Source organism: Achromobacter sp. SX5, assembly GCF_056711425.1.
Genome location: NZ_CM160041.1, coordinates 320,733 through 332,771 on the forward strand (window position 1 = coordinate 320,733; position 12,039 = coordinate 332,771).

Here is a 12,039-nt window from a genome sequence, read left to right on the forward strand (position 1 = left end):
GCGTTTCCCGGATCGCCGCCGCGCCGGTGCTATCCTCTTCGCCGTATCGACCGGAGATAGAAATGACCCAGGATGTTGCGAGCGCGGCCGTGCCGCGGTTGACTTCGCTTTCGCACGGCGGCGGCTGCGGCTGCAAGATCGCGCCGGGCGTGCTGTCGGCGCTGCTGGCGCGCTTCGGCCCCGCCGCCAGTTTCCCGAACCTGATGGTCGGCACCGAGACCGCCGACGACGCGGCGGTCTACCGGCTCAACGACGAACAGGCGCTGATCGCCACCACGGACTTCTTCATGCCCATCGTGGACGATCCCTACGATTTCGGCCGCATCGCGGCCACCAACGCGCTGTCGGACGTGTACGCCATGGGCGGCACCCCGATCATGGCGCTGGCCATCGTCGGCATGCCGATCAACGTGCTGCCGCACAGCGTCATCGCCGACATCCTGCGCGGCGGCGAATCGGTATGCGCCGACGCCGGCATCCCGCTGGCCGGCGGCCACAGCATCGATTCGGTCGAACCCATATACGGCCTGGCCGCCATGGGCCTGGTGCATCCGGACCGGGTCAGGCGCAATGCCGACGCGCGCGCCGGCGACGTGCTGATCCTGGGCAAGGGGCTGGGCGTGGGCATTCTGTCGGCGGCGCTGAAAAAGAACCTGCTGGACGAAGCCGGCTACCGCGTGATGATAGACACCACCACCCGGCTGAACCGCCCCGGGCCGGTGCTGGCCGCGCTGGACGGCGTGCACGCCGTGACCGACGTGACCGGCTTCGGCCTGCTCGGCCACGCGCTGGAAATGGCGCGCGGCGCCGGCCTGACGGCGCGCCTGCGCCTGGACAGCCTGCCCTGGCTGCCGGGCGTGCAGGCCTATGCGGCCGACGGCGTGATCACCGGCGCGTCCGGCCGCAACTGGGCCTCCTACGGCGAATCCATCCGTCTGGGCGAGTCGGTCACCGACACGCAGCGCGCCCTGCTGACCGACCCCCAGACCTCTGGCGGCCTGCTGGTGTCCTGCGCGCCGGACACGGCCGACGCGGTGCTGGACCTGTTCCGCGGCCACGGCTTCGCCGATGCCGCCGTGATCGGCGAGATGAGCGCCGGCGAACCGCTGGTGCGGGTGGAGTAACGCGGGGCCGCTACGCGCCCAGGCCGCTGGCGGTGGCCGCGGCCTGTTCCGCCAGCCACTGCATGACCACCGCCGTGTCCGGCGAGCTGCGCCGCGGGTTGCACACCAGCCAGTAGGCCAGCTCGGTGGCGCTGGCAGCCTGCCCGCCCACCGCCTCCAGGCGCTTGTCCGCCAGCATCGGCGCGACCAGCGCCAGCCGTCCCAGCGCGATGCCGTGGCCGGCCAGCGCCGCGTGCACGATCTGGTCGTACTGGTTGAAGCGCAGCATGCCCTTGGCCTGGGCCCGGCCCAGGCCGCGCGCGTTCAGCCATTCCGACCATTGCAGCCAGGGGCGGCCGGGGTCGTCGAACTCCAGCAGCACGTGGCGCTGCAGTTCGCGGGCGTCCAGTTCGCGCGCGCCCAGGCTGGGATGCGCGACCGGCACCACCGATTCCCCGAACAGCCACCGCGCCGTGTCCGGCACGCCGTCGCGCAGGCTGTAGCGGATGGCGATGTCCACGTTCTCGCGGTCGATGTCGATGAGCCGGTTGTCGGCCGCCACGCGCACGTCGATCTGCGGGTGGGCCGCCTGGAAGTCGCCCAGGCGCGGCAGCAGCCACAGCGAGGCCACGCCGATGGTGGTGGTGATGGTGACGGGCGTGCGCCGCTCGGGCGCGCGCAGCTGCTCGGTGAGGTCGCCCAGCTGGCTCAGCCACACGTCGGCCATGCGGAACAGCTGCGCGCCTTCGGAGGTGAACGACACGCTGCGAAAGCCCCGCACCAGCAGCGCCACGCCCAGGTGCGCCTCCAGCGCCCGGATCTGGCGGCTGACGGCGGACTGCGTCACATGCAGGTCCTGCGCGGCCAGCGTAATGCTCATGCGGCGGCCCACGGCCACGAAGCCCCGGACGAGATCAAGCGGCGGCAGTTTGGCCAGCGGATATGGCATTCGTGAAACTCATGCGTACCGGACGGAAATGTTGCTTGAGCAATAGTACTCCGAGGGCGTTCAATAGGGATTCGGAGGCCTCCCTGACCCTTACGGAGTTCGTGATGACTGTATCCCTGCCCGATGCGCCGCGCATCGAGATGTGGTTCGATTTCGCCAGCCCGTACAGCTATCTGGCGATCGAGCGCATCGACGCCCTGGCCCGCGAGGCCGAAGTCCGGGTCGATCTCAAGCCTTTCCTGCTGGGCCCCATCTTCCAGGCCCAGGGCTGGAACGATTCGCCGTTCCGGCTGTTTCCCGGCAAGGGCGCCTACATGATGCGCGACATCGCCCGCCTGGCCGAGAAATACGGCCTGGTCTACCGCCGGCCGCGCCTGTTTCCGCGCATGAGCGTGCTGCCCGCGCGCATCGCCCTGCTGGGCCAGGACGAGCCCTGGGGCCGCGACTTCTGCCTGGCCGTTTTCCGCGCCAATTTCCAGCATGACCAGGACATCCAGGCCGAGGACGTGGTGCACGGGCTGCTGACCGGCATGGCGCTGGACGCCGACGCCCTGATCGCCCGCGCCAAGTCCGAGGCCGCCAAGGAGGCGCTGCGGCGCCAGGTCGACCGCGCCCGCAACCTGGGGCTGTTCGGCGCGCCCACGTTTTTCGTGGACGGCGAGATGTTCTGGGGCAACGACCGCCTGGAAGATGCGCTGGACTGGGCCCGCCGCGGCGCGCCCGTCGGCGCCTGGGCGCCGTCGGCGGCTCGCGCCTGAACCGCCGCCCGAGCAAGTTTTCCGTCAACCCTTCGTCACACAATGAAGAACGCCAGCAGTGCCTATCGCGGCGCGCCCATGCCGGGCGGCCGTTCGTTCACCCAGTTCCGCGCCGCCCGCATCCGGCGCGTATCCTTCCATTGGAAACTGGCCGAGCGCGCCCAGCCTGACGGCAGGCGCGATCCGAAGAACGGGCCCTAGCGCACGGCTCATCCTCCGCGCGTCACGGGCGCCACGCGCGCCCATTCCTCGTCCGAATACAGCCGCGAGCGCAGCAGGAAACGCTTGCCCTCGGCGCTGTCGAGCGAAAAGGCGCCGCCCCGGCCCGGGACGGCGTCGATGATGAGCTGGGTGTGCTCCCAGTAGGCGAACTGGTCCTCGCCCATGTAGAACGGGCAGCCTTCCAGTTCGCCCAGCAGCACGTCCGAGCCGCCCACCATGAATTCCCCCAGCGCATAGCACATGGGCGAACTGCCGTCGCAGCAGCCGCCCGACTGGTGGAACATCAGCGGGCCGTGCTTGGCGCGCAGCGTATCGATCAGGCGGCGCGCCTCGTCGGTCGCGACCACGCGCGGCGTATGCTCTGCCATGATGTTGTCCTCCCGGGCGCGCCCGGCCGCCGGGCCAGGCGCGCCCGCCGGTCGCGGGTCAGAAGAAGCCCAGCTTCTTGGGCGAGTAGCTCACCAGCAGGTTCTTGGTCTGCTGGTAGTGGTTGAGCATCATCTTGTGGTTCTCGCGCCCGATGCCGGATTGCTTGTAGCCGCCGAACGCGGCATGCGCCGGATAGGCGTGATAGCAATTGGTCCACACCCGCCCGGCCTTGATCGCGCGTCCCATGCGATAGCAGGTATTGGCGTCGCGCGACCAGACGCCGGCGCCCAGGCCGTAGAGCGTGTCGTTGGCCAGGGCCAGCGCGTCATCGGCGTCCTTGAACGTGGTCACCGCCACCACCGGGCCGAAGATCTCCTCCTGGAACACGCGCATCTTGTTGTGGCCCTTGAACACCGTGGGCTGCACGTAATAGCCGCCTTCCAGCGCGCCCTGCATCTGCGCGCGCGCGCCGCCGGCCAGCACGTCGGCGCCTTCCTGCTTGCCGATGTCCAGGTACGACAGGATCTTTTCCAGCTGCTCGGTCGAGGCCTGCGCGCCCAGCATGGTGTCGCCGTCCAGCGGGTTGCCCTGCTTGATCTGGCCGACGCGCTTGAGGGCGCGCTCCATGAACCTGTCGTACAGCGACTCCTGGATCAGCGCGCGGCTGGGGCAGGTGCAGACCTCGCCCTGGTTCAGCGCGAACATCACGAAGCCTTCCACCGCCTTGTCCAGGAAATCGTCGTCCTGCGCGGCCACGTCGGCGAAGAAGATGTTGGGCGATTTGCCGCCCAGCTCCAGCGTGACCGGGATGATGTTCTGCGAGGCGTACTGCATGATCAGCCGCCCGGTGGTGGTTTCGCCGGTGAAGGCGATCTTGGCGATGCGCTTGCTGGAGGCCAGCGGCTTGCCGGCCTCCAGGCCGAAGCCGGTGACCACGTTCACCACGCCCGGGGGCAGGATGTCCGCGATCAGCTCCATCAGCAGCAGGATGCCCAGCGGCGTCTGTTCGGCGGGCTTGAGCACCACGCAGTTGCCGGCGGCCAGCGCGGGCGCCAGTTTCCACGCCGCCATCAGGATGGGGAAGTTCCACGGAATGATCTGGCCCACCACGCCCAGCGGCTCGTTGAAATGGTAGGCCACGGTGTCGTGGTCGATCTCGGACAGCCCGCCTTCCTGGCTGCGGATGCACGAGGCGAAATAGCGGAAGTGGTCGATGGCCAGCGGGATGTCGGCGGCGCGGGCCTCGCGGATGGGCTTGCCGTTGTCCCAGGTTTCGGCCGTGGCCAGGCGCTCCAGGTTGGCCTCCATGACGTCGGCGATGCGCATCAGCATGCGCGCGCGCTCGGCGGCCGACGTGGCGCTCCATTTGGGCGCGGCGCGATGCGCGGCGTCCAGCGCCAGCTCGATGTCGCGCTCCCTGGAGCGGGCGTTGCGGGTCAGCACCTGGCCGGTGACCGGAGTCAGGTTGTCGAAGTATTCGCCGTCCGCCGGCTTCTGCCACTTGCCGTCGATGAAGTTGTCGTACTGGGTTTTCAGGTCCAGGCGCGTGCCATAGGTGTCGGGGGTGACTCGGGTCGCGATGTCCATGCTTGTCTCCGGTATTGTGTGTCGGGGGCGGCAGTGGGCTGCCTGCTCCGTATCAAGCAAGGACCATGCCAGTAGGGGCCGGTCCGCTGGACAGCGGGGATTGCGCGTGCGAAAGTAGGATTCCACACGCCGGGGAGATCGCCCTCAGCCGTCTGGCGGCCCCCACCCGCTGTTGCGTTATGCGACAGTGTTGCGGAACAGGCGTCGCAGAATGCCTGTCCCAGGAGACACGCATGGCCACTCATTCCCGTCAGCACACGCTGACGCAAGCGCGCCTGCTGTTCAACCAGCAGGGCGCGGTGCCCGGCGGCATGGTCGCCGAGCCCATCCTGCGTTCATGGCGGCGCTGCGCCGACCTGGGCTTCGACATGCGCGGCGTGCGCCGCACCGAGCTGATGACCCAGGGCGAGCTGCGCGAGGCGCAGCAGCGCAACGAGGCGCTGCGGCGGATGTCCGAGCCGGCCATGTCCATGCTGCGCCGCCAGGCCGGCGGCAGCGGCAGCCTGGTGATTCTCTCCGACGCCCAGGGGCTGGTGCTCGACAGCGACGGCGACGTCGATTTCGCCCAGCGCGCCTCGCGCGTGGCGCTGATGCCCGGCGCCGCCTGGGACGAGGCCGCCGCGGGCACCAACGCCATCGGCACCGCGCTGGTGGAAGGCCGGCCCATCGCCGTGCACGGCGCGGAACATTACTTCGAACCCAACCGCATCCTGACCTGCGCGGCGGTTCCCATCACCGACAACGAAGGCCGCACCGTGGGCGTGCTGGACCTGTCCAGCCAGGCGCGCGAGATCCGGCCCGAGGTGCTGGCGCTGGTGCGCGCGGCGGTGGACCTGATCGAGCACCGGTTGTTCGAGCAGGCCTTCGATCCGCACACGGTGCTGCAACTGCACACCAGCCCATCGGGCCTGGGCCTGCCGGGCGAGGGACTGCTGGCGTTCGAGGGCGACCTGCTGGTGGGCGCCAACCGCTGCGCCCTGCAGGCGCTGGGCCTGGCCGCGACCGCCCTGGGCGTGTACCGCTACGCCGACGTATTCGAAGGCGATATCGAACGCGGCCCGGACACGGCGGGCCGGGTGCTGACGCGCGCCGGCGCGGCCTACCATGCGCGCCTGCGCCGCCCGCCGGTGCGCGCCCGCCAGGCCCCGGCCGCGCCGGTCGCGCCGCCGGCCGCCTCGCGCCCCGCCGCGCCGAACTTCGACGCCGCCACGCTGGGCGCGCTGGCGCGCGCCGTGCATCTGTCGGACGCGGGCGTGTCCATCCTGCTGCAGGGCGAAACCGGCGCGGGCAAGGAAGTGTTCGCGCGCGAACTGCATGCGCGCAGCAAACGGGCCGCCGGCCCGTTCGTGGCGGTCAATTGCGCCGCGCTGCCCGAAAGCCTGATCGAATCCGAACTGTTCGGCTATGAAGACGGCGCCTTCACCGGCGCGCGCCGCCAGGGCAGCAAGGGGCTGCTGCGGCAGGCGCATGGCGGCGTGCTGTTCCTGGACGAGATCGGCGACATGCCGCTGCTGCTGCAGTCGCGCCTGCTGCGCGTGCTGCAGACCCGCGAGGTCTCGCCGCTGGGCGCGGCGCGCCCGGTGCCGGTGGACTTCGCGCTGGTGTGCGCCACGCACCGCCCGCTGGCGCACGCGGACGCCGACGCGCCGGGCGTCGACACGCCGGTGCGGCCCGACCTGTATTTCCGGATTGCCGAGTACACCGTCACGCTGGCCCCGCTGCGCGCCCGCGCCGACCGCCTGGAGCTGCTGCGCGGCCTGTGGGCGGCGCAAGGCGCGGGGCCGCGCCTGCCGCCCGACATCGAAGCCGTCCTGCTTGCGTACTCATGGCCCGGCAACTACCGCCAGATGGCCGCCGTGCTGCGCACGCTGCACGTGCTGGCGGGGCCGGCGGGCCGGGTCGATGCCGACATGCTGCCCGCGGATATCCGCGCAACGCCGGCGCCCGCGCCTGGCGCCGCCGGCGATTCCGTCAACCTGCAAGCAATGACCGACGCCGCGATCCGCGACGCCCTGGCCGCGCATGGCGGCAACGTCAGCCGCGCGGCGCGCGCGCTGGGGGTGCACCGCAGCACGCTGTATCGGCGTATGAATGCCTAACCCACCAGCCGCGCCAGTTCCGCGCCCGGGTCCTTGGCGCGCATGAAGGCTTCGCCCACCAGGAAGGCGTCGACCTTGTTCTTGCGCATCAGCTTCACGTCGTCCGGCGTCAGGATGCCGCTCTCGGTCACCACGCGCTTGCCGGCGGGGATGCGCGGCAGCAGGTCCAGGGTGTTCGACAGGCTGGTCTCGAAGGTGCGCAGGTTGCGGTTGTTGATGCCCAACAGCGGCGTCTTCATTTCCAGCGCGATGTCCAGCTCCTTGGCGTCGTGCACTTCGACCAGCACGTCCATGCCCAGTTCGATCGCCAGGGTTTCGTACTCGCGCAGCTGCGCCGGGGTGAGGGCAGCCACGATGAGCAGCACGCAGTCGGCGCCCATCGCGCGCGCGGCGATGATCTGGTAGGGGTCGATCACGAAGTCCTTGCGCAGCACCGGCAGCGAGCAGGCCGCGCGGGCCTGGCGCAGGTGGTCGTGCGAGCCCTGGAAGAACTGCACGTCGGTCAGCACCGACAGGCAGGCCGCGCCGTGCACGGCGTAGGAGGCGGCGATTTCGGCGGGGGCGAAGCCCTCGCGCAGCACGCCCTTGGAAGGCGAGGCTTTCTTGATTTCGGCGATGACGCCGGCCTTGCCCTGCGCGATCTTGTCTTCGATGGCCTGGGCGAAGCCGCGCACGTCCTGGCGCGCCTGCGCTTCGCGCAGGACTTCGGCTTCGCTGCGCATCTGGCGGGCGGCGGCGACTTCCTCGACCTTGACGGCGAGGATCTTCGCGAGAATATCGTTCATTTCAGGAATTTCCGGGTATATGCGCAGAATTCTTCCAGCTTGGCTCGCGCCGCGCCGGTGGAAATCAGTTCGAATGCTAGCGCTAAGGCTGCGGGAATGGAATCGGCTTTATTGCCTGCATAAATCGCGAGCCCGGCATTGAGCGCGACAATGTCGCGGGCCGTGCCTTCGACATTCTCGAGCGCCTCTATGACCAGCTCGCGCGATTGTTCGCGATTGGACACCTTGATGCTGCGGTTGGACATCATGGATAGCCCGTAGTCCTCGGGATGAATTTCATATTCGAGGACCTTGCCGTCCTTGAGTTCCCCGACCATGGTGGCCCCGCCCAGCGAGGCTTCGTCCATGCCGTCCTTGCCGTGCACCACCAGCACGTGGCGCGAGCCCAGGCGTTCCAGCACGCGCACCTGGATTCCGACCAGGTCGGGGTGGAACACGCCCATCAGCTGGTTGGCGGCGTTGGCCGGGTTGGTCAGCGGGCCGAGGATGTTGAAAATGGTGCGCACGGCCAGTTCCTTGCGCACGGCGGCCACGTTCTTCATGGCGCCGTGGTGGGCCGGCGCGAACATGAAGCCGATGCCGGTGGCCTGGATGCATTCGGCCACCTGCTCGGGCGTGAGCACCAGGTTGGCGCCCAGGGCTTCGAGCACGTCGGCGCTGCCGCTGGAGGACGAGGCGCTGCGGTTGCCGTGCTTGGCGATCGGCACGCCGGCGGCCGCCGCAACGAACATGGCCGTGGTGGAAATGTTGAAGGTATGGCTGCCGTCGCCGCCGGTGCCGCACATGTCCAGCAGGTCTTCCGGATTGGGCGTGACCACGGGCGTGGCGAATTCGCGCATGACCTGCGCGGCGGCGGTGATCTCGCCGATGGTTTCCTTTTTCACGCGCAGGCCCATCAGCAGGGCGCTGGCGATCTGGGGCGACATCTCGCCGCGCATCAGCATGCGCATCAGATGCAGCATTTCGTCGTGGAAAATTTCGCGGTGTTCGATACAGCGCGTCAGCGCTTCGGCGGGGGAAATGGTCACGATGCGTCCTTCTCAGGCGAGGTTCAGGAAATTGCGCAGCAGGGCATGGCCATGCTCGCTGAGCACGGACTCGGGATGGAACTGTACTCCGTATAGCGGCAGCGTCTTGTGGCGCACGCCCATGATGTCGCCGTCCGGCGCGGTGGCGGTGACCGCCAGGCAGTCGGGCAGCGTGGCCGGATCGATGGTGAGCGAGTTGTAACGGATGGCCGTGTACGGGGTGGGCAGGCCGGTGAAGATGTCGGTGCCGGTGTGCGAGATCTGCACGGTCTTGCCGTGCATGATCTGCTGGGCCCGCACAATCCTGCCGCCGTAGGCCGCGCCGATGGCCTGGTGGCCCAGGCACACGCCGAGTATGGGTTTCCTGCCGGCGAAGGCTTCGATGACGGGCACCGAGATGCCGGCCTCGGCGGGCGAGCAGGGGCCGGGCGACACGCAGATGCGGTCGGGGTTCATGGCGGCGATTTCGTCCAGCGTGATCTGGTCGTTGCGCGCGACGCGCACGTCCTCGCCCAGTTCGCCGAAGTATTGCACCAGGTTATAGGTAAACGAATCGTAATTGTCGATCATCAGCAGCATAGTTTTCTCCGTGCGGGCGGTATTCGGTAGGGGCGGGGCCTGGGGTCAGATGGGTTCGTCCAGGCCGTGCTGCACCTGCTCGGCGGCGCGCAGCACCGCGCGGGCCTTGGCTTCGGTCTCGGCCCATTCGGCTTCGGGGCTGGAGTCGGCCACGATGCCGGCGGCGGCCTGCACGTACAGCGTGCCGTCCTTGATGACGCCGGTGCGGATCGCGATGGCCACGTCCATTTCGCCGCCATAGCTCAGGTAGCCGGCCGCGCCGCCGTAGATGCCGCGGCGCACGGGTTCGAGTTCGTCGATGATCTTCATGGCCTCGACCTTGGGCGCGCCGGTCAGGGTGCCGGCCGGGAACGAGGCGCGCAGCACGTCCATGCTGCTCATGCCGGGGTTCAGGTTGCCGGTTACGTTGGACACCAGGTGCATGACGTGCGAATAGCGTTCGATGACCATGGTGTCGCTGACCTTCACCGAGCCCACTTCGGCCACGCGGCCCACGTCGTTGCGCGCCAGGTCGATCAGCATCACGTGCTCGGCCACTTCCTTGGGGTCGGCCTTCAGTTCGGCGGCCAGCGCGGCGTCCTCCTCGGGCGTGGCGCCGCGCTTGCGGGTGCCGGCCAGCGGGCGGATGGTGATCTGCGACTTGGGCTCGCCGTTTTCGACCACGCGCTCCTGGCGCACCAGGATCTCGGGCGAGGCGCCCACGACCTGGAAGTCGCCGAAATTCCAGAAGTACATGTAGGGGGAGGGGTTGAGCGAGCGCAGGGCGCGGTAGAGGGAGAGGGGGGAGTCGCGGAAGGGCTTGGCGATGACCTGGCCGATCTGCACCTGCATCAGGTCGCCGGCGGCGATGTGTTCCTTGGCGCGGCGCACGGCCGCCAGATAGTCTTCCTTCTTGAAGTCGCGCCGCTCTTCGGTCTGCATGCTGGCGTGGCTGTACGGGATTTCGACCGGGCGGCGCAGGCGCACGCGCAGGTCGTGCAGGCGCTGCTGGGCGCGGCTGTAGGCCTCGGGCTGGGCCGGGTCCGCGTAGACCATCAGGTAGATGCGGCCGGCCAGGTTGTCGACGATGACCAGTTCGTCGACGTGCATCAGCATCAGGTCGGGCGTGCCGCCTTCCATGCCGGCCGGAAACGGCTTGACCGCCGGGCCCAGGCAGGGCTCGATGTGGCGCACCGTGTCGTAGCCGAAGTAGCCGGCCAGGCCGCCGCAGAAGCGCGGCATGCCCGGGCGCAGGGCCACCTTGAAGCGGCTCTGGTACTGCTCGATGAAGGCCAGCGGGTCGCCGTCGTGAGTCTCGGCGATCTTGCCGTCGTGCAGCACCTCGGTGCGCGTGCCGCTGGCGCGGATCACGGTGCGGGCCGGCAGGCCGATGAAGGAATAGCGGCCGAAGCGCTCGCCGCCCACCACCGATTCCATCAGGCAGGTCATGCGGCCGGCCTGCGGGCCGGCATGCGCCAGCTTCAGGTAGATGCCCAGGGGCGTGTCCAGGTCGGCGTAGGTTTCGGCCACCAGCGGGATGCGGTTGTAGCCTTGCGCGGCGAGGGCCTTGAATTCGATTTCGGTCATGTGGGTCTCGTAAGCGTTCGATTTGCTTGCGGACCGGGCACATAGCAAAAAGCCCGGTCCAGGTTACTGGTTCCGGGCTTGGCTCTGTGGTTACACAGCTACGGCACTAGGCGGCATACGCGTCCAGGGCCGGGAGGGATCATCGCCACCCGGAAGACAAACGCCACCAGCGCCACGAGGCGCCGAGCATTTGGTTCTGGATGGAAACGTTCATCGGGTGATTCTGCTATGGAAACTTGGTATGGAAACCTGCTGGTCAGGAACCGGTTTTTGCCGTGGCGTTTGCCGCGGTGTTTGCCGTATTGCGGCTCTGGTTCCAGAGCGCGACCCACTGGGCCGCGTCAACTAGCGTGTCAACTATACCATCGACATCGAGCTCGCGCACGTCCTTGCCTTCGTTGTAGCCATAAGGCACCACCAGCACCTGCGTGCCGGCGCTGCGTCCGGCCTGGGCGTCGTTCAGGGAGTCGCCGATGGTCACGGCCTGCGGCGCCGTGACGCCGAGCAGGTCGCAGGCATGCAGCACCTGGTCGGGATCGGGCTTGCGGCGCGCGCAGGTGTCGCCGCAGACCACGGCGTCGAAAAAGCCGGCCAGGCCGGTGCGCTGCAAAAGCGGCAGCGTGAACTCGGTGGGCTTGTTGGTGACCACCGCCAGCTTCAGGCCCTGTTCGCGCAGCTGCTTCAGGCCGTCGATGACGCCGGGGTACACCTGGGCCTTTTCGCCGTTGACCAGGTGGTAGTGGCGGTAGAAGGCGGCGCGGGCGCGGTCGAACTCGGCGGGCTCCGGGTCGGCGCCCTCCAGGCTGCCGGCCAGGCTGCGGCGCACCAGGTTGTCCACGCCCTTGCCGACGAAGGTCGCCACCACGTCCTCGCGCAGCGGGGACATGCCCAGCTCCACGCGCATGGCGTTGGCCGCGAAGGCCAGGTCGGGGATGGAGTCCAGCAGGGTGCCGTCCAGGTCCAGCAGCGCGGCGCGAAAAGCGGTCATATCGAT

11 protein-coding genes are annotated in these 12,039 nt (G+C 68.9%); 3 read left to right on the forward strand and 8 right to left on the reverse strand.

The genetic code is table 11. The features are described from left to right. The first annotated feature begins 62 nt into the window (after positions 1–62). Positions 63–1,124: a selenide, water dikinase SelD gene (selD, locus tag AC1M14_RS01520; protein ID WP_479730828.1), complete on the forward strand. Its 1,062-nt coding sequence runs from the start codon at positions 63–65 to the stop codon at positions 1,122–1,124. Between the two features lie 10 nt (positions 1,125–1,134). Here selD and AC1M14_RS01525 read toward each other — a convergent pair whose 3' ends face one another. Beyond that, a complete protein-coding gene (locus tag AC1M14_RS01525) occupies positions 1,135–2,052 on the reverse strand; it encodes a LysR substrate-binding domain-containing protein (protein WP_102773178.1) in 918 nt (305 codons plus the stop codon). A 104-nt stretch (positions 2,053–2,156) separates the two neighbouring features. Between AC1M14_RS01525 and AC1M14_RS01530 the strand changes: the two genes are divergently transcribed. Then, positions 2,157–2,810: a 2-hydroxychromene-2-carboxylate isomerase gene (locus AC1M14_RS01530; RefSeq protein WP_102773179.1), complete on the forward strand. Its 654-nt coding sequence runs from the start codon at positions 2,157–2,159 to the stop codon at positions 2,808–2,810. A 209-nt stretch (positions 2,811–3,019) separates the two neighbouring features. Here the strand turns inward: AC1M14_RS01530 and AC1M14_RS01535 are convergent, their stop codons facing one another. Beyond that, entirely contained in the window at positions 3,020–3,400 is a 381-nt protein-coding gene (locus tag AC1M14_RS01535; RefSeq protein ID WP_102773180.1) for a DUF779 domain-containing protein, read from the reverse strand. A 58-nt stretch (positions 3,401–3,458) separates the two neighbouring features. Further along, a complete protein-coding gene (gene adh, locus AC1M14_RS01540) occupies positions 3,459–4,988 on the reverse strand; it encodes an aldehyde dehydrogenase (protein ID WP_479730829.1) in 1,530 nt (509 codons plus the stop codon). Between the two features lie 233 nt (positions 4,989–5,221). Between adh and AC1M14_RS01545 the strand changes: the two genes are divergently transcribed. After that, complete coding sequence (locus AC1M14_RS01545) at positions 5,222–7,087, forward strand: sigma-54-dependent Fis family transcriptional regulator (RefSeq protein ID WP_479730830.1); 1,866 nt, start codon at positions 5,222–5,224, stop codon at positions 7,085–7,087. Here AC1M14_RS01545 and trpC read toward each other — a convergent pair. From trpC to AC1M14_RS01570, 5 genes are all read right to left on the reverse strand, one after another. Further along, on the reverse strand, positions 7,084–7,872 hold the full coding sequence (gene trpC / locus AC1M14_RS01550) for an indole-3-glycerol phosphate synthase TrpC (protein ID WP_479730831.1): 789 nt from the start codon (positions 7,870–7,872) through the stop codon (positions 7,084–7,086). The two genes, AC1M14_RS01545 and trpC, sit on opposite strands and share 4 nt — an antisense overlap. Next, entirely contained in the window at positions 7,869–8,900 is a 1,032-nt protein-coding gene (trpD, locus tag AC1M14_RS01555; protein WP_102773183.1) for an anthranilate phosphoribosyltransferase, read from the reverse strand. Before trpD ends, trpC begins: the two co-directional genes overlap by 4 nt. A gap of 12 nt (positions 8,901–8,912) precedes the next feature. Continuing rightward, positions 8,913–9,479 (reverse strand): anthranilate synthase component II, encoded by a 567-nt coding sequence (locus AC1M14_RS01560; protein WP_102773184.1) that lies wholly within the window; start codon positions 9,477–9,479, stop codon positions 8,913–8,915. Positions 9,480–9,524: 45 nt separating this feature from the next. Next, the gene (trpE, locus tag AC1M14_RS01565; protein ID WP_102773185.1) at positions 9,525–11,045 is read right to left on the reverse strand and encodes an anthranilate synthase component I; all 1,521 of its coding nucleotides are present in this window, start codon (positions 11,043–11,045) and stop codon (positions 9,525–9,527) included. Between the two features lie 256 nt (positions 11,046–11,301). Continuing rightward, a complete protein-coding gene (locus tag AC1M14_RS01570) occupies positions 11,302–12,033 on the reverse strand; it encodes a phosphoglycolate phosphatase (protein ID WP_479730832.1) in 732 nt (243 codons plus the stop codon). Between the last annotated feature and the right edge of the window lie 6 nt (positions 12,034–12,039).